The organism is Variovorax raffinosi, from assembly GCF_051216615.1.
Lineage (GTDB): Bacteria > Pseudomonadota > Gammaproteobacteria > Burkholderiales > Burkholderiaceae_C > Variovorax.
In genome coordinates this window covers 150,088-175,280 of the sequence record NZ_JBPJZR010000011.1, presented here as the reverse complement: position 1 = coordinate 175,280, position 25,193 = coordinate 150,088, and the positions used below count along the sequence as shown (strand labels likewise).

Below are 25,193 nucleotides of genomic sequence, written 5' to 3'. Positions count from 1 at the left end.
CGTCATTCGGCCCTCGCGTTGACCGAGCGGGCGATGTTGCCCCACAGCTTGATGTCGCTGCGGATCTGTTCCTCGAACACCTCGGGCCGCACGCTCCACGGCGTCACGCCCTTGGCGAGCATGTCGGCGCGCAAGGCCGGGTCTTTCATGACAGTGTCGAGCGCGGCGCGCAGGCGCTGCACCACAGGCTGCGGCGTTGCGGCCGGGGCCATCAGGCCGTACCAGAGCTGCGGCTTGAAGTCCTTGATGCCCGCTGCCTCGAAGGTGGGCAGGTCGGTGAAACCCGCCGAGGGTTCGCTGATGGCCAGCGCCCGCATCCGGCCGCCACGCACCTGCGCCATCAGCGCTGGCGGGTTGTCGAACAGCGCCTGGATCTGGCCGCCCATCAGGTCGGCCTGCGCGGGTGCGGCGCCACGGTAGGGCACGTGCGTCATCTCGATGCCGGTGCGCTGCTTGAAGAGTTCGCCCGCCAGATGGCTCAGGCTGCCGTTGCCGATGCTGCCGTAGTTGAGCGCCTTCGGATTGGCCTTGGCGTAGCTGACGAAGTCCTTCACCGTGCGCGCCGCCAGCGTGGGCGTCACCACCAGCACGAAGGGCGTGGTGCCGATGGTGCCGATCGGCACGAGGTCCTTGACCGGGTCGTACGGCAGCTTGGGGTACACCGCGTCGGCCGAGGCGATGGTGGTCGTGGTGGTGGCGACCAGCGTGTAGCCGTCCGGATTCGCCTTGGCGCCGAAGCCGGTGCCCACGGTGCCGCCCGCGCCGGAGCGGTTGTCGATGATGACCGACACGCCCAGCGCGGACTGCAGGCGGATCTGCACCGAGCGGAAGATCACGTCGGTGCCACCGCCCGCCGGGAACGGTACGATGATGGTGATCGGCTTCGCCGGGTAGGCCGTGTCGGCGGCGGCCGGTCCGTACAGAAGGCCGGCGGCTGCGGAGCCCAGCAGTGCCAGGAGCGCGCGGCGCAGAGGTCGAGGTGTCATGCTTTTTGCTTGCGAGAGTGGTGTTTCCCGATTCTGTTGAGCGTGCGCAAACGCGCACGACCGATTGCGACATCCGCTGATTCATATGCGACAAGGAGTGGCCATGCATGCGAACACCCGCCCGGCGGCACCCCGCCAATCGCTGTTTGTCGAACGGCTGTCGCACCACGCCACCATGGTGGCGAACACCAGCGACCGCTACGCCACCGAGCCGCACGTGCACGACTGCGACATGCTGTTCGTGCCCATCGCAGGCCGCTTCAGCGTGGGCGATGCGCAAGGCCGGGCACAGCGCCTGGGGCCCGGCCACTTCGTGTGGTTCGCGGCGGGCAGCGCGCACTCGACCACCACGCTGACCGGCGGCCAGACGCATGTCGCGGTCTATGTCGATCCCGCGCTGTGGGCCACGGCGTTGCAGGCGCAGGGCGTGCAGCGGCCGGCGCAGGGCATGCGCTCGGGCAGCACGGCGCTGCGCGCGCTGTCGCAGCGGATGTTCGAGTCGGCGAAGGCCGGCGCGGGCGAAAACTACGCGCTGTGCGGCGCGCTCGTCATGGAAGCCGCGCGGCTCAGCGGCAACCCGCTGTCGGACGGCGATCCCTCGTCGGCCCTGCTCGTGGCCGAACTGCTGGCCGAGGCCATCGACGGCGATCTCGCGCAGCCGCTGTCGCTCGATGCCTTCGCGCAGCAGCACCGGCTGTCGCGCCGGCAGGTGGAGCGCATCTTCCGCATGAAGTACGGCGTGTCGCCGCTGGCGTACCTGCAGCGCCGGCGCATGGAGCGCGCCGTGTACCTGCTGGAGAACACGCGCGACTCGGTGTTGTCCATCGCTTTGCAGGTGGGGTGGGAATCGAGTTCTTATCTTTCGCGGATGCTGGAGAAGACCTGGGCGAAGACTGCGACGCAGATTCGCGCCGAGGCGCTGAAGATCTAGCGCGGTACGTCGTACCGCGCCGTTCTGAAATTCTTTCAATGAACGGAACTCCCTGCGTCGAGCAACTCGTGCAGGCGATTCAGTGCACCGCGTGAGCTTTCGCTCGACCCGTATCTGAAGCGATGCATTGCAACGGTCGTGCGGTCGATCCCCCGTTCATGGGTTGTTTCAAATTGTTGGCCTCAGTACGCTCCGGCCAACTTACAACGCCTCGCCCATGCTTCCGATCTCCTCGATTTTCCTTGCCCGCTCACAATCTGCCGTCCTTCGCCGCCTGGCTCGCGGGGCCTTCTTGACGGGCCTGCTGGCCACTCTGGTTTCCTGCGGCGGTGGGTCGGGCGGAGGGGGCAGCCTTCCGATCTTTCCAGTCTCGCCAGCTTCGCAAGCGCCATCCCCAGCGACCTATGCGATCGGTGGCAACGTCTCCGGCCTCGCCGCCTCCGGGCTGGTCCTGCAGAACAATGCGGGTGACGATTTGCCGCAGGCTGCGGACGGCAGCTTTCGCTTCGCCACAAGCCTGGCAGGTGGTGCGGCCTATGTCGTGACAGTGAAGGTCCAGCCCTCCAAGCCGACGCAGACCTGCACGGTCAACAACGCAGGCGGAACCGTCGCCAGCGCCGATGTGAGCAACGTGAAGGTCATCTGCGCGACCAACAGCTACTCAGTCGGCGGCAAGGTCACAGGCTTGGCCGGCTCGGGACTGGTGCTGCAGAACAACAGTGCAGACGATCTTCCTGTGGCCGCCAACGGCTCGTTCAGTTTTCCGCAGCCGGTGGCCAGCGGTGCGGCCTACGCGGTCACCGTCAAGACGCAACCCACAGCCCCCGCGCAGACGTGCTCCGTGAACCCTGCCAGCGGCACCGTCGGGACGAACGCCGTGAGCGACCTTGCGGTGGCGTGTTCGGCGCCGCAGGCCCAGGTCTCGACCTTGGCGGGCTCCGGAGCAAGAGGCTCGGTCAACAACACCGGCACCGATGCGTCGTTCAACTTACCCAAAGGCGCGGCCGTGGACGCCAGCGGTAATGTCTATGTAGCGGAATTCGCCAGCCACCTGATCCGCAAGATCACCCCGGCGGGCGTTGTCTCGACGCTGGCGGGCTCAGGAGCGGCTGGCTCGGACAACGGCACCGGGACCGCCGCGTCGTTCAACTTTCCCGGAGGCGTGGCCGTGGACGCCAGCGCTAATGTCTATGTGGCTGACACTAGCAATCACCTGATCCGCAAGATCACCCCGGCGGGCGCCGTCTCGACGCTGGCCGGCTCCGGAGATCGGGGCTCGGTCGACGACACAGGCACCGCCGCGTCGTTCGCCTTCCCTCAAGGCGTGACCGTGGACGCCAGCGGAAATGTCTATGTGGCCGACAGCAGCAACCACCTGATTCGAATGATCACCCCAGCGGGCGTTGTATCGACGCTGGCGGGCTCCGGAGCAGGGGGCTTGGCCAACGGCACCGGTACCGCAGCGTCGTTCAATTTGCCCTCGGGCGTGGCCGTAGACGCCAGCGGGAATGTCTATGCGACCGACTGGGGCAACGGGATGATCCGCAAGATCACTCCGGCGCGCGTTGTCTCGACGCTGGCGGGCTCAGGAGCAGTGGGCTCGAACAACGGCACCGGTACCGCCGCGTCGTTCTTCGTGCCCCAAGGCGTGGCCGTGGACGCCAGCGGCAATCTCTATGTGGTCGACCAGTACAACCAGCTGATCCGCAAGATCACCTCGACGGGCGTTGTATCGACGCTGGCCGGCTTGGTAGGAGTCGAGGGCTCGGCCAACGGCGCTGCCACCGCGGCGTCGTTCAAGTACCCCACAGGCGTGGCCGTGGACGCCAGCGGCAATGTCTATGTGGCCGACACCAACAACAACCTGATCCGCAAGATCACGCCTGCGCCTGGGTCATGACGCGGCGGGTCTTCGTTGCACAGTCGCACTGGCCACGAATACCTCGCCCGCGAGTCACACATGAAGAGTGTTTGCGCGTTGTCTGCGAAGCTGCTCAGCCCGGCAGCGGCGCCTCCCACGCAAACCCCACGCCATACACCGAGCGTATCCAGTCGTGCTCTGGCGTCACCGCGCCGAGCTTGCGGCGCAGGTTCTTCACGTGGCTGTCGATGGCGCGTTCGGTCACGTCCACCGTGTCGTCGTACGCCAATTCGAGCAGGCGGGCGCGCGAGAAGATGCGGCCCGGGTGCCGCGACAGCACCTGCAGCAGCCCGAACTCGCGCCGCGTGAGGTTCAGCGGCTCGCCTTCGAGCGACGCGCGCCAGTGCACGTCGTCGAGCACCAGCCCGGGTGCATCGCCCTGCGTGTTGCCTTGCCCCGGTGCCACGCCCGGCGCGGTGCGCCGCAGCACGGCGCGCACGCGCGCGACCAGCTCGCGTGGCGAGAAGGGCTTGCACACATAGTCGTCGGCGCCCAGCTCCAGGCCAAGCAGGCGGTCGACCTCCTCGATGCGCGCGGTGAGCATGATGATCGGGTGCGCCGTGTGCTCGCGCGCGCGGCGCAGCACCTCGATGCCGTCCAGGCGCGGCAGCATGATGTCGAGCAGCGTGAGGTCGGGCGGCTCGGCGACGATGCTGTCGAGCGCGCTCTGCCCGTCTGTGAAGTGCGCGGTTTCGTAGCCCGCATGGCGCAGGTAGTCCTGCACCACCGAGGCGATGTCGATTTCGTCCTCGACGATGACGATGCGTGTCATGGCAATGCGGCCAGTGGCAGTGTGAGGGTCAGGCGCAGCCCGCCCAGCGGCGAGGCCGACGCGTCGATGGTGCCGCCGTGTGCCTCGATGGTCGCGCGGCAGATCGAGAGGCCGAGGCCGGAGCCGCCGAACTCGCGGCTGCGCGAGGTCTCGCCCCTGAACAGGCGGTCGAACAGGCGCGGCAGTTCGTTCTCGGGCAGGCCCGGCGCGCTGTCGTCAAACACCAGCGTGAGACGGTTGCCGCTCCATGCGCCCTCGACGGTGACGTCGATGCGCAGCTTGCCGCCCGCGTCGGTGTACGACAGCGTGTTTTCAAGCAGGTTCATGAACACCTGGTGCAGCCGGTGCGCATCGCCTTCGACCACCGGCTGCGCCGCGACCGCGATGAGGTCGATGGCGCGCCGGTCCACCGCGATGTCGCGCTTGGCGAAGCGGTCGCGTGTGTGGTCCAGCGCCTCTTTCAGCAGCGACAGCGGGAACACCGTGGTGGCGAGCAGGTCGCTCTGCGGCTCGCGCATGCTGCTGCGCAGGTCGTCGACCAGTTGGCCCAGCCGGATCACCTGCCGATGCAGCCGCAGCGCGGTGCGCTCGTCGAAGCTGCGCACGCCGTCCTGCAGCGCCTCGATCTCGGCGCGCATCGCCGCCAGCGGCGTGCGCAGCTCGTGCGCCGCATCGGCCAGCCAGGCGCGGCGCGAGGCCTCGACGGTGTCCAGGCGCTGCGCCATGTCGTTGAAGGTCTTGCCGAGCAGGGCGAGTTCGTCGGAGCCATGCACCGCGACGCGCGTGGAAAGCCGGCCGCGCGCCACCTCCTGCGCGGCCTGCGTGAGTTCGTCGATGGGCTTGAACCAGCGGCGCGCCAGCAGCCATGAGAGCACCAGCGCAAAGGCCAGGCCGCACATGCCGGTCAGCACGATCACGCCCGACTGACGCGCGATGAAGGCGCGGTCGGCTTCGCTTTCGAGGTCTTGCACCGGCGTCAGCGCCAGGTAGCCGATGACCGATCGGCCACGGCGGATCGGCAGGCGCGCCGCGTTTTCCAGGTCGACGCTGGCGCCGACCACGCGCACGCCCTTGGCGTCGAGCACGGCCAGCCGCTGGAAGATCGAGTCGGCCATCTCGCGCGGATCGGGAAAGAACCACGGCGGCGGCATGCTCGGCAGCCGGTGGGGCAGCAGTTCGAGTTGCGGCGATGGCGGGGGCAGGGGCGGCGGCCCGCTGTTGTCGGGCGCTCCCTGCGATGGCGATTGCGACTGGGGCTGTGATTGCGCCTGGGCCTGTGCCTCGGCCTCGCGCATTGCGCGGTATCTGTACCAGGGCGGCAGCCGCCGCTCGTCGGCGCCTGCGGAGCCATCGGCCGTGGCCGCCAGCCGGCCCATCTGCAGGCGGTGCCAGGTGTCGTCGTTGTCGCGCAGGCTCTTCCAGTCGCCGTTGGCCACGTAGTGCTTGAGCACCAGTTGCGCCAGCCAGTCCATGCGCCGGATCTCGATCTCGGCCACGTAGGAGCCCAGGCCGCGCTGCAGCGCAAGGATCGACAGGCCGGCGAAGCTGAGCAACAGAACGATCAGCATGGCGGCCAGCGCCAGGAAGATCTTGCGGGAAAGGGTCAGGCGCGGCATGGGCTCGGTGCAGGCATGGCCGCATTCTGCGACATGCGTTTCGGGCGGGCGGGCGTCATAGGCAAGGGGCCGATCTTCGGGGCGAAATGAGGAGGAATCTGGGAGAAGTGTTCTCCCATATTTCTCCCGATTCAAAACGCACGATGCAGGCCATGAACCCGGACATGGATCTGCTCCTGCTGCTGTCGCTCGTGCTGCGCTTCTGGCTGGTGGCCCACGCGTGGGTGCTGCTCGTGCGCTGGGCCGAGGCGCGCGTCACGCGGGCGGCCGTGCCGGGCCCGAGGTCGATCGAGAAGGAAGCGCCATGACGCACTACAAAAAATCGCGGCCGGCCGGCGTGGCAGGCTGAAGAAGTTTGCGGGTCACGATGCATTTTCAGGACGGGCTGCGCGGCGGCATCTCTTCGCTGGCGCAGCGCGTCGCGGGTTACCTGGCCTTCTTCGGCCTGGCGCTCAGCGCCTTCATCGCCGGGCGCGACGAATGCCCGGAGCGGGTTCATGCTCAGGTGCGCCGGGCGCAGGCGAACCTGTCGACCCTTGCGCCGATCATGGGGAGCGGCCCGGGTGCGCAGGGTGTGCCGGCGGACAGCGGGCGCACGAAGGCCGGTGACCTGTTCAGCCCGCCCGCGCCCGCCGCGCCAAGGGCGGGATCGCTCGCCTGCCTGTACCAGCCCGGCACGCCGGCTCAGGCCGGCCGTTCGGCAAAGCTGAAGCCCACGCCGTAGATCGAGCGAATCCAGTCGTGCGAAGGCATGACGTGGGCCAGTTTCTTTCGCAGGTTCTTGATGTGCCCATCCACCGCGCGCTCGTTCACGTCGAGCGCTTCGGGGAACGCGGCTTCGAGCAGCTTGGAGCGCGTGAACACCCGGCCGGGGTCGCGCGACAGCGCGCGCAGCAGCAACAGCTCGCGGCGCGTGAGGTCCAGCGAATGCCCTTCCAGGCAGGCGCTGGCGCGCGGGTCGGCGAAGTTCACGGCGGCCGAAGGCTTGGCGGCGTACGCGCGCAGCGCATGGCGGCGCAGCACGGTGTTGACGCGCGCCACCACTTCCCGGGGCGAGAAGGGCTTGCACACGTAGTCGTCGGCGCCCATGTCGAAGCCTCGCAGCCGGTCGGCCTCGCGCGTGCGCGCCGTCAGCATGATGATCGGATGGTCGCTGTGCGAGCGCACCTTCTGCAGCACGCGCAGGCCGTCGATGTGCGGCAGCGCCACGTCGAGCAGCGTGAGCGCGGGCGGCGAACTCAGGATGCGGTCGAGCGCGGCCGCGCCGTCCCCGATCTGCTCGACCTCGTGGCCCGCGTTGCGCAGCGGGGTCGTCAACACCTGGGCGCTGCTGTCGTGCCCGTCTTCCACCAGCAGGATGCGGCTCATGCTCGGGTCTCCTTCGGTCTTTATTCAGAAAGAAGTTCCGATCTGGAACTGAAGGCGCTGCGTGCGGTCGGCTGCGATGTTGTTGGCCGTGTCGGCCTTCTGGTACATCAGCGGCACCGCATAGGCCAGCCGCAGCGGGCCCAGCGGCGATATCCAGCTGATGCCGATGCCGGCCGACGCGCGCAGGCGGTTCTGCGCCTTCCATTGCGCATCGGTCATGCCCGTGGTGCGGTCGGCAAAGACGTTGCCCGCGTCGAAGAAGGTGTACAGCCGTAGCGTGCGGTCGTTGCCCGCGCCGGGAAAGGGCGTGCTGAACTCCATGTTGAAGATCGCCTTGCGCGTGCCGCCGAGTGCACCGGCGGTGACCGCATCGGTCGGCCCGAGCGAGTTCTGCTCGAAGCCGCGAATGGAGCCCAGCCCGCCCGCATAGAAGTTCTTGAAGATCGGGAACGCGGTGCCGCCCAGCGCCTTGGCATAGCCGAGTTGGCCGTTGACGGCCAGCGTGTACTGCTTGGACAGCGGAAAGTACTGCTGGTACTGGTAGTCGGTCTTCAGGTAGCGCAGCTCGCTGCCCACGCCCAGTTCGAGGTTGGCGCTTTGCAGACGGCCGCGCGTGGGCACCAGCGCGCTGTCGCGGTCGTCGCGCGACCAGCCGACGGTGGCGGGAATGCCCACCTTGCTGCTGCCCGCGCACACCACGCTCGGCGCGGTGCCGGTGCACTCGAAGTAGTTGAGGTAGGCCTGCGGCGTGGCGGTGTAGACATAGGAGCCATTGACCAGCGTGTAAGAGCCATTGCTGCCGGGCGTGAAGGAATAGCGCTCCACGCCGATGCCCAGGTAGACCGTGTCCAGCTCGCCCACGGGGAGGCCGAAGCGCACCGAGCCGCCATCGCTTGCCAGCTTGTAGTTGCCGTCGGCCTCGTAGTAGGGGCGGGTGGTGGTGTGGAAGACGTTCAGCGTGCGCGAGATGCCGTCCTTGGTGAAGTACGGGTCGGTGGCCGTGAGCGAGATCGTGCGGTTGTACGAGCTGGTGTTGACCTGCACGCCCAGGTAGTTGCCGCTGCCGAACACGTTCTCCTGCGTGATGCCGAAGGTCAGCGAGATCTTGTCGGTCGATGAATAGCCGGCGCCCAGTTGCAGCGAGCCGGTGGGTTTTTCGGTCACGTTGATCGCCAGGTCGACCTGGTCGGGCGAGCCGGCGACCTCGGTGGTCTCGACGTTCACGTCGGTGAAGAAGCCCAGGCGGTCGACGCGGTCGCGCGAGAGCTTGATCTTGTTGCCGTCGTACCAGGCACCTTCGTACTGGCGAAACTCGCGGCGGATGACCTCGTCGCGCGTTTTTGAATTGCCGCCGATGTTGAGCCGCCGCACATACACGCGCCGCGCCGGCTCCGCCTTCAGCACCATCACGACGCGGTTGTTGGCGCGGTCGATCTCGGGCTCGGCTTTCACGCGTGCGAAGGCATAGCCGAAGGTGCCGAAGTAGTCGGTGAAGGCCTTGGTGGTGGCGGTCACTTCTTCGCCGTTGTAGGGCGCGCCGGGGCGGATGGTGACGAGGGACTTGAACTCGTCCTCGCGGCCCAGGTAGTCGCCCGAGAGCTTGACGCCGGCGATTGCAAACTTGCGGCCTTCGGTGATGTTGATGGTGAGCGTGATCGCCTGCTTGTCGGGCGAGATCGCCACCTGCGTGGACTCGATGCGGAATTCGAGATACCCGCGCGTGATGTAGTAGGAGCGCAGCGTCTCCAGGTCGGCGTTGAACTTGCTGCGCGCGTACTGGTTCGACTTCGTGTACCAGGCGAGCCAGCCGCCGCTGTCCTGGTCGAACAGGTCGAGCAGCGTGCTTTCGCTGAAGTCCTTGTTGCCGACCACGTGCACTTCCTTGATGCGCGCCGTCTCGCCTTCGGTCACGGTGAAGGTGAGGTTGACGCGGTTGCGCTCGATGGGCGTGACGGTGGTGATGACCTGCGCGCTGTAGAGGCTGCGGCTGATGTACTGCTGCTTGAGTTCCTGTTCAGCGCGGTCGGTCAGCGCCTTGTCGTAGGGCTGGCCTTCGGCAAGGCCGACTTCGCGCAGCGCCTTCTGCAGCGCGGCCTTGTCGAATTCCTTGGCGCCGACGAAGTCGACGTCGGCGATGGAGGGGCGCTCTTGCACGATCACGACGATCACGTTGCCGTCGACGTCGATGCGCACATCCTTGAAGAGGCCCAGCTCGAACAGCGCACGAATGGCGGCGCTGCCGCGCTCGTCGCTGTAGGTGTCGCCGGCCTTGATGCCCAGGGTTGCGAAGATGGTGCCGGGTTCGACGCGTTGCAGGCCTTCGAGCCGGATGTCCTTGACGGTGAAGGGATCGGCGGCCCAGGCCGGAAGGGTAGCGAGCGAGGCGAGCAGCGCGGCGATGGTCGCGAGGGACTTGGGTAAGTTCATCGCCGCATGGTCTCTGCCAATGTCGGAGAAATTTGGGACCTTTCTCCTCTCTCGCTGCTTTACCGGTGTTTCTATTTATTGCAATCCGATGGCGGTTGCGTTGTTCCATCCGGTGACTGCATGCGCGCTTCTTGTGCGGCAGTTCTGCATGTGATGCGCGAGAGACAGGTCGCCTTGAATATCGATCAGGCGCTGCACGGTGCGGTCGATGGCGTCCGCATCGAGCAGCGGGTAGGTTCGCGCGGTGCGGCCGTTGTTGCGAACCAGCCGTGCGATGTAGGGCAGGTCTTGCTGGGTGATGACTGCGGCGGGCATCACGCCTTCAAGCTCGACGCCTTCGCAAGGCAGCAGCACGAAGTACTGCAGGCGAAGGTCTTCGGGCAGAAGGCTGCGCAGTTGCGTGGTCTTGCGGCCGCCTTGCCAGGCGGGGTCTTTCACTTCGCGCGCGCTGCTGCAGCCGTTCAGGCGAAGAAACCAGCGCGGCGGGGCCTGGTCGGACTTCTTCCTGTAGACGAAGGCGTTGCGCCAGGCCTTGATCTCGAACAGATAGACGCCGGTTTCGCACACCAGCACGGCGTCGATCCTTGCGGTTCGCACCATGCAACCTTCGGGCATCGGAATGATGAGGTTGCGAAGAATGCGCAGGTGGGAGAAGGCGGGACTGAATGCGCTGGCGAGCTGCTGCACACCCAGGGACGCGGCGATGGTGCTTTGCAATGCAATGGTCATGTTGGGCTCCTTCGAGGGGCTGAGCATTGCTTGGCTTTTGGGAGACTTTTAGTACGTTGCTTGTTTTGTCTTGTTCTTTTTTGGAGGGCGCCCGGTATGCGGCGCGGCGTGGTCGGCCCCGCTGTGCCGGCCCTTCGGGCTTCCCTGCGGTGCTCGCATTTCGCGGGGTCTCGCAGAACTCGCTTCGCTCAAACAGCTGCGAGCCCTGATCCGCGAAACGCTGCGCTCCTCGGCGGCCCAGAGGGGCCGACCGCGCCGCACCGCATACCAGGCGCTTGTCGTGACGTTGATGCCGCTGCCCTCACCCGAGCCCTCTCCCAGAGGGAGAGGGAGTAATTCGGGGGCGCGGTCTTGAAGGTGGAGGAAGCACCACGGCTCTGCTTACGGTGATGGGGGTTGTGCGTTGGGGTGGCCGTTGAGGCACCGCCGAGCAGCGCAGCGACGGGCGGATCAGGGCTCGCAGCTGTTTGAGCGAAGCGAGTTCTGCGAGACCCCGCCCGTCGTGAGCAGCGCAGGGAAGCCGCGAAGCGGCCGGTGACGTCGGCCGCCCCAACGCACAACCCCCATCACCGCGCCCCGAAAAACAACGACAACAAAACAACGAGAGCGAAAAAAACAACAGTCAAAGCCACCCACCAGATTCCTCCAAATTTGAACGAGACCATCCGTTCCAGCTGCTCGATGAAGAGCTGCTCAAACCGGAGAAACCTGAATGAAGAAATCCCTCACGGCACTCGCCGCGCTGGCCGTTACCGGCCTGGCCTCTGCCCAATCGTCCGTTACCTTGTTCGGTGTCGTCGATGCGGGTGTGAGCTATCAATCCGCCACATCGCGTGACCCCGTCACCGGTGCCACCAGCAAGCAAAGCCAATGGAGCCTTGCCAACTCGGGCTACAACTCCAGCCGCATCGGCTTCCGTGGCACCGAAGACCTCGGTGGCGGACTGGCCGCGAGCTTCTGGCTCGAAGCACCGATCAGCAACGACGACGGCTCCAACGGCATCTCCAGCTTCAATCGCCGCTCCACCGTCAGCCTCTCCGGTGGCTTCGGTGAAGTGCGACTGGGCCGCGACTACACCTCGACCTTCTGGAACGACACCGTCTTCGATCCCTTCGGCACCAACGGCTCGGGCACCAACGTCATCAGCACCGTGGGCGGGAGTACCGGCATCGGCAACACCAACTACGCGCGTGCCAGCAACATGGTCGGCTACTTCCTGCCGGCCAACCTCGGTGGCTTCTACGGGCAGGTGCAGTACAGCTTCAACGAGAACACACGCACCAGCGGCACCGACCTCACCGCAGCCACCAGCAGCAACGCCGGCCGCTACATCGGTGGCCGCTTCGGCTATGCGAACGGGCCGCTGGACGTGGCGTTGGCCGTGGGCCAGAACGTCGTGGTCGATACCACTTCGCTCACGCAGAAGGTGCAGACCATCAACCTGGGTGCGTCCTACGACCTCGGGCCGGTCAAGCTGTTCGGCGAAATCTCGAACGTGCAGAACAAGTTCGACATCGCCGCGGTGGGCAACAGCCACGACAGCTACAAGGGCTACCTGCTCGGCGCCAGCGTGCCGGTCGGCGCGGGCCTGATCCGCGCTTCCTACTCCACCGTGCACTACAACGAAGGCGTGCAGGGCATCACCGGCGAGAACCCGCGCGTCAACAAGTTCGCAATCGGCTATGTGCACAACCTGTCGAAGCGCACCGCGCTCTATGCCACCGTCGCGCGCGTGAACAACCGCAACGACGCGGCCTACACCGGCGACCTGACCGCCGCCAGCACCACGGGCTATGGCAGCACCGGCGTGGGCTACACGGGCCTGCCGCGTTCGTCGACGGGCTACGACTTCGGCATTCGCCACGCGTTCTGACAGACGAGGTGCATTGCGCGGCCGGTGCGGCCGGCGGGGCACTTGCCCTGCCGATCGCGCCCGGCTGCGCAAGGCGAGAGGAGATCTTCAAAAAATGAAAAACACAATCCAATACCTTGCGGGCGTGCTCGCAGCCACCAGCCTGACGGGCTGCATCATCGTGCCGCTGCCCATGGCCTACGGCCCACCGCCTGGCTTTCGCGGCGAAGGGCCGCCGGGGCCTTCCTTCGATGCCCGCTGGCCACCACCGCCCCCGATGGCCGCATGGGACATGTGCGACGGACAGCCCGAGGGCGCACGCCCCGCGCTGCCTGGTCCGCGCGCGGATGCGCTCACGGGCACCTGCGAGCGCGGTCCTTCGGGCGCGCTGGAGTTCCGCCCCTCCGGGCCGGCGAACATGGACAAACGGTAATGAAGCGCCGGCGCTTTCTCTGGTTGAATCACGGCTAGGATGGCCCCGGCAGCGGCTTCATTCACGAGCGAATGGCCGGCCGACTCCATCGCCATGAGCACCAGAACGCAGCCACTTCCCGATCTCTTTCTTTCCACGGCCCGCCTCGCTGCCCTGCACGAAGGCGCCGCGCCGAAGTGACGGGGCCGACCGCCATGTGGCGTTGCCTCATCGTGGAGGACGACGCCGACAACGCCCGCTACATTGCCGACGGCTTTCGTTCGCTCGGCCATGTGGCGGTGATCAGCCGCGACGGTGCCGACGCGCTGGCGCGCGCAACCGGCGAGTCGTGGGACCTGGTGATCCTCGACCGCATGCTGCCCAACGAGGTCGATGGCCTTTCGATTCTTTCGACGATGCGCGCCCTCGGCAAGAAAACGCCGGTGCTGGTGCTCAGCGCATTGAGCGCGCTCGACGAACGTGTGCGCGGGCTCAAGGCCGGTGGCGACGACTACCTGGCCAAGCCCTTTGCTTTCTCCGAACTGGCGGCGCGTGCCGAAGCGCTGGTGCGGCGCTCGCGCACCGGGCCCGAGATCCGCATGCTGCAGTTGGCCGACCTCACGCTCGACCTGGCGCGGCGGCATGTGGAGCGCGCCGGCCGGCCCATTGCACTGCAGCCGCGCGAGTTCCGACTGCTGGCCTATCTGATGATGCATCCGGGCCAGGTGGTCACGCGCACCATGCTGCTCGAAGCGGTGTGGGACTACCAGTTCGATCCGCAGACCAACGTGATCGACGTGCAGGTGAGCCGCCTGCGCCGCAAGCTCGATGCCGGCGGCGCGCCGACGCTGATCCACACCTTGCGCGGCGTGGGCTACCGGCTGGCGCAGGGTGATGGCAATGGCGATGCGCTCGACGCCGGAGTGCCGCCGCAATGATCAAGACCCTGCGCCAACTGTGGCGCTCGGTCGGCTTCCGGCTCGCGTTCTATTACGGCCTGCTCGTGGCGATCACGATGCTTGCCGCGCTGGCCATCGTCTACATGCAGACCGTCGGCGTGCTGCAGCAGCGCATGGTGCGGCAGGTGTCGGCCAGCGTGCAGCAACTGATGGTGCGCTACGACGCGCGCGGCGCGGACGGCGTGGCGGGCGAGATCGGCTTCGCGCTGTCCGACGGGCGCAACTCCGACAACGAGATCTACCTGCTCACCGACCGCGAGGGCCGCAAGCTCGCGGGCAACCTCGACCAGATGCCGTCGCTGGCGCCGGATGCGGGCGACGGCGTGCATCGGCGCGTGGTGCGTTCGGGCCAGAGCGCCATCGGTTATCTCGTGATGCGGCACCTGCCCGATGGCGGCCTGCTCGTGGTGGGCCATGACCTGCGCGATCAGGAGTCGATCGAATCGCTGGTGGCGAGCGCGAGCGCGGCGGCGGGCATCGTGGCGGTGCTGCTGCTGATCGGCGGCACTTTCGTCTTCAGGCAGGAGCTTGAACGCAGCGTGGGCGCGGTGCGGCGCACGGCCGCGCGCATTGCGGCGGGCGAGTTGCAGGAGCGGGTGGCGCCGTCGGGGCAGGAAGACGAGTTCGCGCTGCTGGAGAACGACATCAACGCGATGCTGGACCGCATCCAGTCGCTGATGGACGGCGTGCGCCATGTGTCCAACACCATCGCGCACAACCTGCGCACGCCGCTCACGCGCGTGCTGGTGCGGCTGCGCGCGGTCGAGCAGGAACTGGGCGGCAACGACGTGCAGCGACAGGCGGTGGCCACAGCGATCCGCGAACTCGATGAACTGGCGGTGGTGTTCGAGAAACTGCTGCAGATCGCCGAGGTCGAGGCCGGCGCGCGGCGCCAGCAGTTCGCGCCGGTGGCGCTGCATGTGATTGCCGATGACGTGGTGGAGCTTTACGAGGCGGTGGCGGAGGTGCAGGGCATCACGCTCTTGCGCGAGCCGGCCGACATGGCAGTGGCGCTGGGTGACCGCGATCTGCTCGCGGGCGCCGCTGCGAATCTGCTCGATAACGGGCTGAAGTACGCCGGCAGCGGTGCCACGGTGCGCGTCGGCACGCACACGGTGGACGGCCGTGCGCAGCTCTTCGTGCAGGACAACGGGCCTGGCATTCCCGCCGGCGAGTTCGAGCGCATCGGCGTGCGCTTTCATCGGCTGGATCGCAGCACGCCGGGGCATGGGCTGGGCCTGGCCAGCGTGCAGGCGGTGGTCGCATTGCATGGCGGGCGGTTGCAGTTGGGCGATGCTGCGCCGGGCCTGCGCGTGTGCATCGACCTGCCATCGACCGACTGACCGATCGGCTGATCGGCTGATCGACTGGGCGGCCGCGCTGCGCCCGCCACATTGCCAAACCGCAATGTTTTGTTCATACACACCGGACCGCTGAATTCCTAGGATCGGCTGCGCACGTCTTGTGCCAAGTTCCAGGAGACATCAACGGTGAGAATCAAGAGTCAGAGAGATTTCTGCTCAGGCGTACTTTTCAGCGCCTTCGGCGTGGCCTTCGCATGGGGTGCCACGACCTACAACGTCGGCAGCGGCGCCCGCATGGGCCCCGGTTATTTCCCGCTGATCGTGGGCATCCTCATTGCGCTCATGGGCGTGATGATCACGCTCAAGGCATTGACGGTGGAGACCGAAGACGGCGAGCCCATCGGTCGCATCGCGTGGAAGCCGCTGGTGTTCATCATCGGCGCGAACCTGATCTTCGGCGTGCTGCTCGGCGGTCTGCCCAGCATCGGCCTGCCGTCGATGGGGCTGATCGTCGCGATCTATGCGCTGACCTTCATCGCCAGCCTGGCGGGCGACAACTTCGGCTGGAAGGGCGTGACCGTGCTCGCGAGCACCCTGGCGCTGGGCAGCTACCTGGCCTTCGTGGTCGCGCTCAAGCTGCAGTTCCAGGTGTGGCCCACCTTCATCGCCGGCTGATCCGCGCAGAACAACAAGAACACGACAAGAAAAATGGACCTGATTACCAATCTCTCGATCGGCTTCGGCGTGGCCTTCACCGCGCAGAACCTTGTCTATGCCTTCGTCGGCTGTCTGCTCGGCACGCTGATCGGCGTGCTGCCGGGCATCGGCCCGGTGGCGACCATCGCGATGCTGCTGCCCGCGACCTATGCGCTGCCGCCGGTGGCCGCGCTCATCATGCTGGCGGGTATCTATTACGGCGCGCAGTACGGCGGCTCGACCACGGCCATTCTGGTGAACCTGCCGGGTGAATCTTCTTCGGTGGTGACCGTGATCGACGGCTACCAGATGGCACGCAAGGGCCGGGCCGGGCCGGCGCTCGCCGCGGCGGGCCTGGGCTCGTTCTTCGCGGGTTGCGTGGGCACGCTGATCCTGGCGGCCTTTGCGCCACCGCTGACCGAACTGGCCTTCAAGTTCGGCCCGGCCGAATACTTCTCGCTGATGATCCTGGGCCTGATCGGGGCGGTGGTGCTGGCCTCGGGCTCGCTGCTGAAGGCCATCACGATGATTCTTCTGGGGCTCGCGCTGGGCCTCGTGGGCACCGACGTCAATTCGGGCGTGGCGCGCTACAGCTTCGACATTCCTGAACTCACCGACGGCATCGGCTTCATCGCCATCGCGATGGGTGTGTTCGGCTACGGCGAAATCATTGCCAACCTCGCGGTGCCGGAGCATGAGCGCGAGGTGTTCACCGCCAAGGTCAAGGGCCTGTGGCCCACCAAGCAGGACTTCAAGGACATGACGCCTGCTGTGTTGCGCGGCACGGCGTTGGGTTCGGCGCTGGGCATCCTGCCGGGCGGCGGTGCGCTGCTGTCGGCCTTCGCTGCCTACACCATCGAGAAGAAGATCAAGCTCAAGCAAGGCGAAGTAGCCTTCGGCAAGGGCAACATCCGCGGCGTGGCGGGCCCCGAGTCGGCCAACAACGCGGGCGCGCAGACCTCCTTCATTCCGCTGCTGACGCTGGGCATTCCACCCAATGCGGTGATGGCGCTGATGGTGGGTGCCATGACCATCCACAACATCCAGCCGGGCCCGCAGGTGATGACCAGCAACCCCGAGCTGTTCTGGGGCCTGATCGCCTCGATGTGGATCGGCAACCTGATGCTGATCGTGCTGAACCTGCCGATGATCGGCATCTGGATCAAGCTGCTGACCATTCCCTACAAGTGGCTGTTTCCGTCGATCGTGCTGTTCTGCGCGGTGGGTGTCTATTCGGAGAACAACAACACCTTCGACGTGTGGATGGTCGCGATCTTCGGCATCGTGGGCTATGCCTTCCTGAAGCTCAAATGCGAGCCCGCGCCGCTGCTGCTGGGCTTCATCCTCGGGCCGATGATGGAAGAGAACCTGCGGCGCGCATTGCTGCTGTCGCGCGGCGACTGGAGCGTGTTCGTCACGCGGCCGCTGTCGGCGGGCCTGCTGGCTGCCGCTGCGCTGCTGCTGATCGTCGTGCTGCTGCCTTCGGTGAAGGCCAAGCGCGAAGAAGCGTTCGTCGAAGAGTGAACGTGAGGTGATCTGATTCAGGGCGCGGGGGCTTGAGCAGCCTCCAGCGCCTCGAACTCACCCGCAAGAAAGTCCACCAGCTTGCGCACCGAGGGCAGCAGCCCGCGGCGCGACGGGAACACCGCGTGGACGATGCCGGCGCGCGGCGCCCATTGCGGCAACACGTCGACGAGGCGGCCGGCCTTCAGGTCTTCATGGACCATCATCGTCGGCAGCTTGGCGACACCCACGCCCTGCAAGGCGGCGAAGCGCAAGGCGACCATGTCGTCGGTCACCAGCCGGGGCTGGTGGCGCACCTCGGCCGTGGCGCCGTTGGGGCCTTCGAGGCTCCAGGTGTGCTGGGGCTGCGCAGGGCCCAGGTCGAGGCTGGGCAAGGTGCTCAGATCCAGCGGACCGGTGGGTGCCGCCGGGCCTTCGAGCAGGCGGGGGTGAGCCACCAGACGCTGGGCGCTCTTGCCCAGCACCTTCATCACGAGATCTGTGTCTTCCAGCGGCGGAAAGCGCACGCGCAGCGCGAGGTCGAAGCCTTCGCGGATCACGTCGACGCGGCGGTTGGTGCTGTCCATGTGCACCTGCACGCGCGGGCACTCGGTCATGAACTTCGCGATCATTTCGCCGACCTGGTAGTACACCAGCGCCGACGGGCAGGCCAGCCGCACCAGCCCCTGCGGGTCGGCGTGGATGCGGTCGATGGCCTCCTGCGCGGCATCGGCCTCGACCAGCATCGCGACGCAATGCTCGTAGTACTGCCGGCCGATGTCGGTGACGATGAAGCGGCGCGTGGAGCGCTGGATCAGCCGCACGCCCAGCCGTTCTTCGAGCAGCGCGACGCGCCGGCTCAGGCTGGACTTGGGCACGCCCAGCGCCCGGCCGGCCGGAGCGAAGCCGCCGTGGTCGACGACCTGGGCGTAGAAGTAGAGATCGTTCAGGTCGCGCATGGTTTGCCGTGGCCTCCGTTGTCCTTGATCGTTCGCCAGATGGAACGATGAGGGCGAATTCTGGCATCTACTCAAAGCATCGTTGCGGCCGCATCCTCTGTACATGGCCTTTCCGCATCGGGAAGGCGTTCAGAAGGAGCACCCCATGAAGAAGATCCTCGGCACCTACAGCGCACCGCGCCCCCATTGGGTGGGCGACGGTTTTCCCGTGCGCTCGCTGTTCAGCTACGACACGCTGGGCCGCCACACCAGCCCGTTTCTGCTGCTCGACTACGCCGGCCCGGCGAAGTTCGAGCCGACCGTGCAGCCGCGCGGCGTGGGCCAGCACCCGCACCGTGGCTTCGAGACCGTGACCATCGTCTACAAGGGCGAGGTGTCGCACCGCGACTCGACCGGGCAGGGCGGCACCATCGGCCCCGGCGACGTGCAATGGATGACCGCGGGCGCGGGCATCCTGCATGAGGAGTTCCATTCCGACGCCTTCACCCGCGACGGTGGCGAGCTGGAAATGGTGCAACTGTGGGTCAACCTGCCCGCCAAGGACAAGATGGCCGCCCCGGGCTACCAGGGCATCACCGATGCGCAGATTCCATCGGTGGAACTGGGCGACGGCGCGGGCCGCGTGCGCGTGATCGCGGGCGACTACCTCGGCCACAAGGGACCGGCCCACACCTTCACGCCCATCGACGTGTGGGACGTGCGCCTGAACCAGGGCGCGAGCGTGACGCTGCCGGTGCCCGAAGGCCGCGTGGCAGCCATCGTCGTGCTGCGCGGCACGGTGATGGTGAACGGCGACGAAGTGGCGCGCGATGCGCAGATGGTGCTGCTCGACCGCGCCGGCGATGCGCTGACGCTGGAGGCGAACAACGAAGCCGTGGTGCTGCTGCTGAGCGGCGAGCCGATCGACGAACCCATCGTCGGGCACGGCCCGTTCGTGATGAACACGCGCGACGAGATCGTGCAGGCGATGAAGGACTTCGGCAACGGCCGGTTCGGGCAGATGCAGGCGCACTGAGCGTGCCGGGCACACGGAGCCGCTCTGCTGGGGCTGTCAGAGGGCGGTGGCAGCACCGTGGAACTCCGCGTCATACTCGCGGTCCCACGGTGCCGCCGCCTTTCTCCAGATGCTTCACGTGCGATCCATTGCCTCTTCGACCCTTCTTCGGGCGCTTGCCGCCAGCGTTGCCTTCCTGGCCGCCGGTGCGTTGCATGCGCAGGCCCTGCCACCGGGCGTGCGCCTGGGCATGACGGCCGATGAGCTGCGGGCTGCATTGCCTGCGGCGGAGCGCGTGCAGCGGCCGCAGCGCCTGAGCGGTGGCCTGCTTGGCAGTTGGCGCGCGGCGCCGGTCACGATGGCCGGGCTGGTGTTTGAGCCGACCTTCTTCTTTGCCGCCTCCGAGCTGCGTCGCGTCGAGTACGTGGCGACCGCGCAGGCGTTGCCCGACAGCGGTGCCGCAACCTTCGCGGCGCTCGTGCAATGGGGCCGCGGCGTGTTCGGCAACGAGCTGGCATCGCGCGATCCGGGCAGCGCCTATGCGGCCTGGGTGAGCAATGACACCGACGTTTATGTGCAGCAGGTCAGCGACCCGCGCCATGCGAGCGTGCGGCTGGTCTACAAGGCGCGGCAACTGCGGGACGGCAGCGAACTCTGAGCGCCTGCTCTTTCGCCGGCTGAAGTTTCAACCGGCGGTGAGCATGCCCCGCTGCTCGATGAACGCCACCACCTCGGCCACGCCCGTGTGCGTCTTGAGGTTGGTCATCACATACGGGCGCTGGCGGCGCATGCGTTGCGTGTCCTGTTCCATCACGTCGAGGTTCGCGCCCACGTACGGCGCCAGATCGGTCTTGTTGATGACGAACAGGTCGCTCTTGGTGATGCCGGGGCCGCCCTTGCGCGGGATCTTCTCGCCGGCCGCCACGTCGATCACGTAGATCGTGAGGTCCGACAGCTCGGGGCTGAAGGTGGCCGCGAGGTTGTCGCCGCCCGACTCGACGAACACGATGTCGGCATCGGGAAAGTCTTCGAGCATGCGGTCGATGGCTTCGAGGTTGATCGAGGCGTCTTCACGGATCGCGGTGTGCGGGCAGCCGCCGGTTTCCACGCCCATGATGCGTTCGGCCGGCAGCGCGCCGGCCACGGTCAATAGGCGCTGGTCTTCCTTGGTGTAGATGTCGTTGGTGATCGCGACGAGGTCGTACTTGTCGCGCATCGCCTTGCAGAGCATTTCGAGCAGCGTGGTCTTGCCCGAGCCGACCGGGCCGCCGATGCCCACGCGCAGTGGGGGCAGTCTTTTGGTGCGGTGGGGGATGTGGTGCAGGGCGGAGGTCATGGAGAAGTGTCCGGTTCGATCAGCTTCGGAAGAGGCGGGAGTATTGTGTTTCATGGCGGGCCGACAACACCGCCAGCAGGGGCGCGAAGGCCTGGCGTTGGTCGTCGGTGAGGCTCATGGCGCGGGTCACGGCGGCGGGGATGTCGTTCGCCAGTTGGCCGAGGATGCGCTGGCCCGCGCTCTGGCCCAGCGGCACGGCCTTCACGGCGGCGGCGACCATGTTTTCGGCCCAGCCGAAGGCGAAGGCCAGGCAGCCGTCGTGCACGGTGGCGCCGGTGCGGCTGACGGCGAATGCGAAGGCCACGGGGTACGTTGCGGGCAGGCTCGCGAAGACCTCGGCCGTGTCGGCACGGTGCAGCTTGAGCCACTCGACGAAGGAGCGGCCCATCTGTTCGGTCTGCAGGAAGAACTCGGCCGATTCGCGCGTGACCATCACCCATTCGTTGAGTTCGCGGATGCGCTGCGTGTCGTTCGCGCGCCAGGCCGCGATGGCTTGCGCCAGCAGGGCGAGGTCGCCGCGCGCAAAGCTCAGGTGCAACTGGTCAGAAAGCCACTCGGCCGTTTTCGATTCCGAATCGATGCCAGCCCATTCGACGGCGGCCTCGACGCCTTCGGAGTACGAGAAGCCGCCGACCGGGAGTGCGGGGGAAGCCAGCCAGATGAGCTGCAGGAGGCTGTGGGCGCCGGGTGTGCCGGACGGGGTTTGCATGTCAGTTTTTTGTCGCGCGTTGTGTTTGTTGTGCGTTCGGGTTCGGGTTCATTCAGGGCGAGTGCGAATGACACCAGGAGCTCCCCTCCGCGAATGTCCCCCGCTTCGCTCCTCCTTTATTTCGCTGCGGGGAGCACCTGGTGCCATTCGCACATGGACGCGCTGCTGGTGATCGTCGATCAACCAGTGCTCTGAGCGCTCACGTCGATACGGGGCTCTTTTTCGCGAAATAAAGGAGGAGCGAAGCGGGGGACATTCGCGAAAAAGAGCACCGTGTCGGCGGGAGCGACGCCCTGAATAACCGCCCCCCAAACGAACAACGCAAAGAGCAGAAAGACAAGGCCGCATCTCAGTGGGAATGCCCGTGATGCCCATGGTCATGACCGTGCGAATGCTCATGGTCGTCGAGCAGTTCCGGCGCAAGCACGAGCGGCTTCGGTCCCTTGCTGTTGCTGCTGTGCGAGTGCCCATGATCATGCGAGTGGTCATGGCCGTGACCACCGCCGTGCGATCCATACGCGCCGCCCTCGGGTTCGAAGGCTTCCTCGACCGCCACCACGATCAGGTGCATCGAACGCAGCATGTCGGCCAACACATGGTCGGGCTCGATCTTCAAGTGGTCGGGCTTGAGTTCGATAGGCACATGCCGGTTGCCCAGGTGATAGGCCGCGCGCGTCAGGTCGAAGGGCGTGCCGTGCGCAGTGCAGTGCGTGATGCGCAGCACTGGCTGCGGCGCGGCGATCACGCGGATCAGCGAGCCGTCTTCGGCCACCAGCACGTCGCCACCCCGCACCGCAGTGCCGCGCGGCAGAAAGATGCCGATCTGCCGGCCCTGCGAGTCGGTCGCGTCGAAACGGCTTTTCTGGCGCACGTCCCAGTCGAGTTCGATGGTGGCGGCGCGCTTGAGCAACACGGGCGCAAGGCCGCGGCCCTGGGGCATGAGTTTGTTGGCGGTGAGCATGATGAAAAAAGGGTGCCCCGCGGCGCCCGTTGACTGGATGAATACCTTCGAGGATACGCAGCCTGTCAAGCAGGCGCATACCCCGGCTTCAAAACAGGAAATACCGCTGCGCCATCGGCAGCAGCTTCGCCGGCTCGCAGGTCAGCAGGTGCCCGTCGGCGCGCACTGCATAAGTCTGCGCGTCGATCTCCATCTTCGGCGTGTAGCCGTTGTGGACCATGTGCTGCTTGCGCACGTTGCGGATGTTCTTCACCGCGCTGAGGTGCTTGGCCAAGCCGTAGCGCTCCTTGATGCCCGAAGCCAATCCGGCCTGCGAGACGAAGGTCAGCGAGCTTTTGGCGAGCGAGCCGCCGTAGGCACCGAACATCGGGCGAAAGTGCACCGGCTGCGGCGTCGGGATCGATGCGTTCGGGTCGCCCATCGCAGCCATCGCGATGGTGCCGCCCTTGAGGATGGTGAAGGGCTTCACGCCGAAGAAGGCAGGCTTCCAGATCACGATGTCGGCCCACTTGCCAATTTCGAGCGAACCGACCTCGTGCGCGATGCCGTGTGCAATGGCGGGGTTGATCGTGTACTTGGCGACGAAGCGCTTGGCGCGGAAGTTGTCGTTGCGCTCGCTGTCTTCGGGCAGCTTGCCGCGCTGCAGCTTCATCTTGTGCGCGGTCTGCCAAGTGCGGATGATGACCTCGCCGACACGGCCCATGGCCTGGCTGTCGGAGCTGAACATGCTGATTGCGCCCAGGTCGTGCAGCACGTCCTCGGCTGCAATCGTTTCCTTGCGGATGCGCGACTCGGCAAAGGCCAGGTCTTCGGCGATGCCGGCGTCCAGGTGGTGGCACACCATGAGCATGTCGACGTGCTCGTCGAGCGTGTTCACGGTGTAGGGCATCGTGGGGTTGGTGGACGAGGGCAGGAAGTTGGCCTCGCCCACCACGCGCAGGATGTCGGGCGCATGGCCGCCACCCGCGCCCTCGGTGTGAAAGGCACAGATCGAGCGGCCACCCACGGCGGCGATGGTGTTCTCGACAAAGCCCGATTCGTTGAGCGTGTCGCTGTGAATGGCCACCTGCGTGTCGGTGGCGTCGGCCACGTCCATGCAGCTGCTGATGGCCGAGGGCGTGGTGCCCCAGTCTTCATGCAGCTTCAGGCCCATGACGCCGGCTTCGATCTGCTCATGCAGGGCGTCCGGCAGGCTGGCGTTGCCCTTGCCGAGAAAGCCCAGGTTCATCGGGAACGCATCGGCGGCCTGCAGCATGCGCTCGATGTGCCAGGGGCCGGGCGTTGCGGTGGTGGCGAAGGTGCCGGTGGCGGGGCCGGTGCCGCCGCCGAGCATGGTGGTCACGCCGGAAGACAACGCCTCTTCGATCTGCTGCGGGCAGATGAAGTGGATGTGGCTGTCGATGCCGCCTGCGGTGACGATGTTGCCTTCGCAACTGATGATCTCGGTGCCGGGGCCGATGACGATGTCCACGCCTGGTTGCACATCAGGATTGCCAGCCTTGCCGATGGCGGCGATGCGGCCGTTCTTCAGGCCGATGTCGGCCTTGACGATGCCCCAGTGGTCGAGGATGAGCGCGTTGGTGAGCACCGTGTCGACGGCGCCACCGGCCGTGGGGCCGCTGCCTTTGCCATCGCGCGTGCGCTGCGATTGCGCCATGCCGTCGCGGATGGTCTTGCCGCCGCCGAATTTCACTTCTTCGCCGTAGCCGCCGGCGCGCAGCGTGTAGTCGGCTTCGACTTCAATCAGCAGGTCGGTGTCTGCCAGACGGACACGGTCGCCCACGGTGGGGCCGAAGATTTCTGCATAGGCGCGTCGCCCGATGGTGGCCATGTTTAGAGCTTTCCTTGAACCAGGCCGCGAAAGCCGTAGACGATGCGATCGCCCGAGTAGTCGACCAGCTCGACCGTGCGCTGCTGGCCCGGCTCGAAACGCACCGCGGCGCCCGAGGCGATGTTCAGCCGCATGCCGCGTGCGGCCTCGCGGTCGAAGCCGAGGGCGCCGTTGGTCTCGGCAAAGTGATAGTGCGAGCCGACCTGGATCGGCCGGTCGGCGGTGTTCTGCACCACCAGCGTGAGGGTGCGGCGACCGGGGTTGAGCGTGTGCTCGCCGTCGTCGGTGAAGAGTTCGCCGGGTGTCATGGCGGGCTCAGATCGCCTGGGCCAGCAGCGTCGCGCCGAGGGCGACGACAGCGGCGCCAGCCACGCGCGGCAGCCACGCATTGGCATGGCGCAGCGCCCAGCCGATGGCGATGCCGGCGGCATGCAGCAGCACGGTCGCGCAGACCATGCCGGCCAGCGTGAAGGCGGCACCTTCTTCGCTCGCCAGTTCGTAGCCGTGCGCCACGCCGTGGAACACGGCGAACACGCCGACCACTGCCATCGCCACCACGGCCGGCAGGTGAATGCGCGTGACCACCAGCAGGCCCAGCACCAGCAGCGAGGCCGCGATCATTGGCTCGACGGCCGGCAATTGCACGCCCGCCAGACCCATCAGCGCACCGACCAGCAGCATGCCGGCGAAGGCCAATGGCGCCCACAGCAGATCGGGCCAGGCGCGGCGCGCGGCCAATGCGCTCCAGAGCCCGACCGCGACCATGGCCGCAAGGTGGTCCGCGCCGGTCAGCGGATGCATGAAGCCGGTGGTGAAGCCGTGGTGCAGGCCGCCATCGACGCCGGTGTGGGCGCTGGCCGCGAGCGGCAGCAGCATGGCGAGCAGGGCGAGGGTCTTGGAAGCAGCGGTGTGGCGCATGAGAGGTCT

25 protein-coding genes are annotated in these 25,193 nt (G+C 66.8%); 12 read left to right on the top strand and 13 right to left on the bottom strand.

Features of this window, described 5'->3' with window-relative positions:
• Positions 1-2: 2 nt before the first annotated feature.
• Positions 3-986 (bottom strand): Bug family tripartite tricarboxylate transporter substrate binding protein, encoded by a 984-nt coding sequence (locus tag ACSFB7_RS28145; protein WP_435475612.1) that lies wholly within the window; start codon positions 984-986, stop codon positions 3-5.
• Positions 987-1,089: 103 nt separating this feature from the next.
• Here ACSFB7_RS28145 and ACSFB7_RS28140 point away from each other — a divergent pair, with 103 nt between their 5' ends.
• Together ACSFB7_RS28140 and ACSFB7_RS28135 are read left to right on the top strand one after the other, a co-directional pair.
• Positions 1,090-1,917: an AraC family transcriptional regulator gene (locus ACSFB7_RS28140; RefSeq protein ID WP_435475611.1), complete on the top strand. Its 828-nt coding sequence runs from the start codon at positions 1,090-1,092 to the stop codon at positions 1,915-1,917.
• Between the two features lie 475 nt (positions 1,918-2,392).
• Positions 2,393-3,817, top strand: coding sequence for an NHL repeat-containing protein (locus ACSFB7_RS28135; protein ID WP_435475610.1), 1,425 nt, complete (start codon positions 2,393-2,395; stop codon positions 3,815-3,817).
• A 94-nt stretch (positions 3,818-3,911) separates the two neighbouring features.
• On the opposite strand, the gene ACSFB7_RS28130 is transcribed toward ACSFB7_RS28135, so the two are convergent.
• A complete protein-coding gene (locus tag ACSFB7_RS28130) occupies positions 3,912-4,610 on the bottom strand; it encodes a response regulator (protein ID WP_435475609.1) in 699 nt (232 codons plus the stop codon).
• Positions 4,607-6,226: an ATP-binding protein gene (locus ACSFB7_RS28125; RefSeq protein WP_435475608.1), complete on the bottom strand. Its 1,620-nt coding sequence runs from the start codon at positions 6,224-6,226 to the stop codon at positions 4,607-4,609. Before ACSFB7_RS28125 ends, ACSFB7_RS28130 begins: the two co-directional genes overlap by 4 nt.
• Before the next feature lie 164 nt (positions 6,227-6,390).
• Here ACSFB7_RS28125 and ACSFB7_RS28120 point away from each other — a divergent pair, with 164 nt between their 5' ends.
• Positions 6,391-6,534: a hypothetical protein gene (locus ACSFB7_RS28120; protein ID WP_435475607.1), complete on the top strand. Its 144-nt coding sequence runs from the start codon at positions 6,391-6,393 to the stop codon at positions 6,532-6,534.
• Between the two features lie 59 nt (positions 6,535-6,593).
• Positions 6,594-6,950 (top strand): hypothetical protein, encoded by a 357-nt coding sequence (locus ACSFB7_RS28115; RefSeq protein ID WP_435475606.1) that lies wholly within the window; start codon positions 6,594-6,596, stop codon positions 6,948-6,950.
• Here the strand turns inward: ACSFB7_RS28115 and ACSFB7_RS28110 are convergent.
• The 3 genes from ACSFB7_RS28110 to ACSFB7_RS28100 form a co-directional block, all read right to left on the bottom strand.
• Entirely contained in the window at positions 6,911-7,594 is a 684-nt protein-coding gene (locus tag ACSFB7_RS28110) for a response regulator (RefSeq protein WP_435475605.1), read from the bottom strand. The two genes, ACSFB7_RS28115 and ACSFB7_RS28110, sit on opposite strands and share 40 nt — an antisense overlap.
• A 24-nt stretch (positions 7,595-7,618) precedes the next feature.
• Positions 7,619-10,021 (bottom strand): outer membrane protein assembly factor BamA, encoded by a 2,403-nt coding sequence (gene bamA, locus ACSFB7_RS28105; RefSeq protein ID WP_435475604.1) that lies wholly within the window; start codon positions 10,019-10,021, stop codon positions 7,619-7,621.
• A 75-nt stretch (positions 10,022-10,096) separates the two neighbouring features.
• Entirely contained in the window at positions 10,097-10,750 is a 654-nt protein-coding gene (locus tag ACSFB7_RS28100) for a nuclease-related domain-containing protein (RefSeq protein ID WP_435475603.1), read from the bottom strand.
• 712 nt (positions 10,751-11,462) lie between these two features.
• On the opposite strand from ACSFB7_RS28100, the gene ACSFB7_RS28095 reads away from it, so the two are divergent.
• The 6 genes from ACSFB7_RS28095 (at position 11,463) to ACSFB7_RS28070 (ending at position 17,497) form a co-directional block, all read left to right on the top strand.
• Positions 11,463-12,623, top strand: a complete 1,161-nt coding sequence (locus ACSFB7_RS28095) for a porin (protein WP_435475602.1) — start codon at positions 11,463-11,465, stop codon at positions 12,621-12,623.
• A gap of 94 nt (positions 12,624-12,717) precedes the next feature.
• The gene (locus ACSFB7_RS28090; protein WP_435475601.1) at positions 12,718-13,035 is read left to right on the top strand and encodes a hypothetical protein; all 318 of its coding nucleotides are present in this window, start codon (positions 12,718-12,720) and stop codon (positions 13,033-13,035) included.
• Between the two features lie 194 nt (positions 13,036-13,229).
• Positions 13,230-13,952 carry a response regulator transcription factor gene (locus tag ACSFB7_RS28085; RefSeq protein WP_435475600.1) on the top strand — a complete coding sequence of 241 codons (723 nt, stop codon included), beginning with the start codon at positions 13,230-13,232 and terminating at the stop codon, positions 13,950-13,952.
• The gene (locus tag ACSFB7_RS28080) at positions 13,949-15,316 is read left to right on the top strand and encodes a sensor histidine kinase (protein ID WP_435475599.1); all 1,368 of its coding nucleotides are present in this window, start codon (positions 13,949-13,951) and stop codon (positions 15,314-15,316) included. Before ACSFB7_RS28085 ends, ACSFB7_RS28080 begins: the two co-directional genes overlap by 4 nt.
• Before the next feature lie 147 nt (positions 15,317-15,463).
• Positions 15,464-15,952: a tripartite tricarboxylate transporter TctB family protein gene (locus tag ACSFB7_RS28075; RefSeq protein WP_435475598.1), complete on the top strand. Its 489-nt coding sequence runs from the start codon at positions 15,464-15,466 to the stop codon at positions 15,950-15,952.
• A gap of 33 nt (positions 15,953-15,985) precedes the next feature.
• Positions 15,986-17,497 (top strand): tripartite tricarboxylate transporter permease, encoded by a 1,512-nt coding sequence (locus ACSFB7_RS28070; protein ID WP_435475597.1) that lies wholly within the window; start codon positions 15,986-15,988, stop codon positions 17,495-17,497.
• Between the two features lie 17 nt (positions 17,498-17,514).
• On the opposite strand, the gene ACSFB7_RS28065 is transcribed toward ACSFB7_RS28070, so the two are convergent.
• A complete protein-coding gene (locus ACSFB7_RS28065; RefSeq protein WP_435475596.1) occupies positions 17,515-18,435 on the bottom strand; it encodes a LysR family transcriptional regulator in 921 nt (306 codons plus the stop codon).
• A 145-nt stretch (positions 18,436-18,580) separates the two neighbouring features.
• On the opposite strand from ACSFB7_RS28065, the gene ACSFB7_RS28060 reads away from it, so the two are divergent.
• A complete protein-coding gene (locus ACSFB7_RS28060; protein ID WP_435475595.1) occupies positions 18,581-19,450 on the top strand; it encodes a pirin family protein in 870 nt (289 codons plus the stop codon).
• A gap of 109 nt (positions 19,451-19,559) precedes the next feature.
• A complete protein-coding gene (locus ACSFB7_RS28055; protein WP_435475594.1) occupies positions 19,560-20,087 on the top strand; it encodes a hypothetical protein in 528 nt (175 codons plus the stop codon).
• Positions 20,088-20,114: 27 nt separating this feature from the next.
• Here ACSFB7_RS28055 and ureG read toward each other — a convergent pair whose 3' ends face one another.
• The 6 genes from ureG to ACSFB7_RS28025 all read right to left on the bottom strand — a co-directional run bounded on the left by ureG (position 20,115) and on the right by ACSFB7_RS28025 (position 25,184).
• Positions 20,115-20,765 carry an urease accessory protein UreG gene (gene ureG / locus ACSFB7_RS28050; protein ID WP_435475593.1) on the bottom strand — a complete coding sequence of 217 codons (651 nt, stop codon included), beginning with the start codon at positions 20,763-20,765 and terminating at the stop codon, positions 20,115-20,117.
• Between the two features lie 19 nt (positions 20,766-20,784).
• Positions 20,785-21,474, bottom strand: a complete 690-nt coding sequence (locus ACSFB7_RS28045) for an urease accessory protein UreF (RefSeq protein WP_435475592.1) — start codon at positions 21,472-21,474, stop codon at positions 20,785-20,787.
• A 349-nt stretch (positions 21,475-21,823) separates the two neighbouring features.
• Positions 21,824-22,435, bottom strand: a complete 612-nt coding sequence (ureE, locus tag ACSFB7_RS28040; protein WP_435475591.1) for an urease accessory protein UreE — start codon at positions 22,433-22,435, stop codon at positions 21,824-21,826.
• Positions 22,436-22,523: 88 nt separating this feature from the next.
• Complete coding sequence (gene ureC, locus ACSFB7_RS28035) at positions 22,524-24,266, bottom strand: urease subunit alpha (protein WP_435475590.1); 1,743 nt, start codon at positions 24,264-24,266, stop codon at positions 22,524-22,526.
• A 2-nt stretch (positions 24,267-24,268) separates the two neighbouring features.
• A complete protein-coding gene (locus tag ACSFB7_RS28030; RefSeq protein WP_198785080.1) occupies positions 24,269-24,574 on the bottom strand; it encodes an urease subunit beta in 306 nt (101 codons plus the stop codon).
• Positions 24,575-24,581: 7 nt separating this feature from the next.
• Positions 24,582-25,184: a HupE/UreJ family protein gene (locus tag ACSFB7_RS28025; protein ID WP_435475589.1), complete on the bottom strand. Its 603-nt coding sequence runs from the start codon at positions 25,182-25,184 to the stop codon at positions 24,582-24,584.
• Positions 25,185-25,193: the final 9 nt, after the last annotated feature.

Coding starts and splice junctions, on each gene's coding strand:
- ACSFB7_RS28145 (WP_435475612.1), bottom strand. CDS start 986: ATGACACCTCGACCTCTGCGCCGCGCGCTCCTGGCACTGCTGGGCTCC.
- ACSFB7_RS28140 (WP_435475611.1), top strand. CDS start 1,090: ATGCATGCGAACACCCGCCCGGCGGCACCCCGCCAATCGCTGTTTGTC.
- ACSFB7_RS28130 (WP_435475609.1), bottom strand. CDS start 4,610: ATGACACGCATCGTCATCGTCGAGGACGAAATCGACATCGCCTCGGTG.
- ACSFB7_RS28125 (WP_435475608.1), bottom strand. CDS start 6,226: ATGCCGCGCCTGACCCTTTCCCGCAAGATCTTCCTGGCGCTGGCCGCC.
- ACSFB7_RS28120 (WP_435475607.1), top strand. CDS start 6,391: ATGGATCTGCTCCTGCTGCTGTCGCTCGTGCTGCGCTTCTGGCTGGTG.
- ACSFB7_RS28115 (WP_435475606.1), top strand. CDS start 6,594: ATGCATTTTCAGGACGGGCTGCGCGGCGGCATCTCTTCGCTGGCGCAG.
- ACSFB7_RS28110 (WP_435475605.1), bottom strand. CDS start 7,594: ATGAGCCGCATCCTGCTGGTGGAAGACGGGCACGACAGCAGCGCCCAG.
- bamA (WP_435475604.1), bottom strand. CDS start 10,021: ATGAACTTACCCAAGTCCCTCGCGACCATCGCCGCGCTGCTCGCCTCG.
- ACSFB7_RS28100 (WP_435475603.1), bottom strand. CDS start 10,750: ATGACCATTGCATTGCAAAGCACCATCGCCGCGTCCCTGGGTGTGCAG.
- ACSFB7_RS28095 (WP_435475602.1), top strand. CDS start 11,463: ATGAAGAAATCCCTCACGGCACTCGCCGCGCTGGCCGTTACCGGCCTG.
- ACSFB7_RS28090 (WP_435475601.1), top strand. CDS start 12,718: ATGAAAAACACAATCCAATACCTTGCGGGCGTGCTCGCAGCCACCAGC.
- ACSFB7_RS28085 (WP_435475600.1), top strand. CDS start 13,230: ATGTGGCGTTGCCTCATCGTGGAGGACGACGCCGACAACGCCCGCTAC.
- ACSFB7_RS28080 (WP_435475599.1), top strand. CDS start 13,949: ATGATCAAGACCCTGCGCCAACTGTGGCGCTCGGTCGGCTTCCGGCTC.
- ACSFB7_RS28070 (WP_435475597.1), top strand. CDS start 15,986: ATGGACCTGATTACCAATCTCTCGATCGGCTTCGGCGTGGCCTTCACC.
- ACSFB7_RS28065 (WP_435475596.1), bottom strand. CDS start 18,435: ATGCGCGACCTGAACGATCTCTACTTCTACGCCCAGGTCGTCGACCAC.
- ACSFB7_RS28060 (WP_435475595.1), top strand. CDS start 18,581: ATGAAGAAGATCCTCGGCACCTACAGCGCACCGCGCCCCCATTGGGTG.
- ACSFB7_RS28055 (WP_435475594.1), top strand. CDS start 19,560: ATGCTTCACGTGCGATCCATTGCCTCTTCGACCCTTCTTCGGGCGCTT.
- ureG (WP_435475593.1), bottom strand. CDS start 20,765: ATGACCTCCGCCCTGCACCACATCCCCCACCGCACCAAAAGACTGCCC.
- ACSFB7_RS28045 (WP_435475592.1), bottom strand. CDS start 21,474: ATGCAAACCCCGTCCGGCACACCCGGCGCCCACAGCCTCCTGCAGCTC.
- ureE (WP_435475591.1), bottom strand. CDS start 22,435: ATGCTCACCGCCAACAAACTCATGCCCCAGGGCCGCGGCCTTGCGCCC.
- ureC (WP_435475590.1), bottom strand. CDS start 24,266: ATGGCCACCATCGGGCGACGCGCCTATGCAGAAATCTTCGGCCCCACC.
- ACSFB7_RS28030 (WP_198785080.1), bottom strand. CDS start 24,574: ATGACACCCGGCGAACTCTTCACCGACGACGGCGAGCACACGCTCAAC.
- ACSFB7_RS28025 (WP_435475589.1), bottom strand. CDS start 25,184: ATGCGCCACACCGCTGCTTCCAAGACCCTCGCCCTGCTCGCCATGCTG.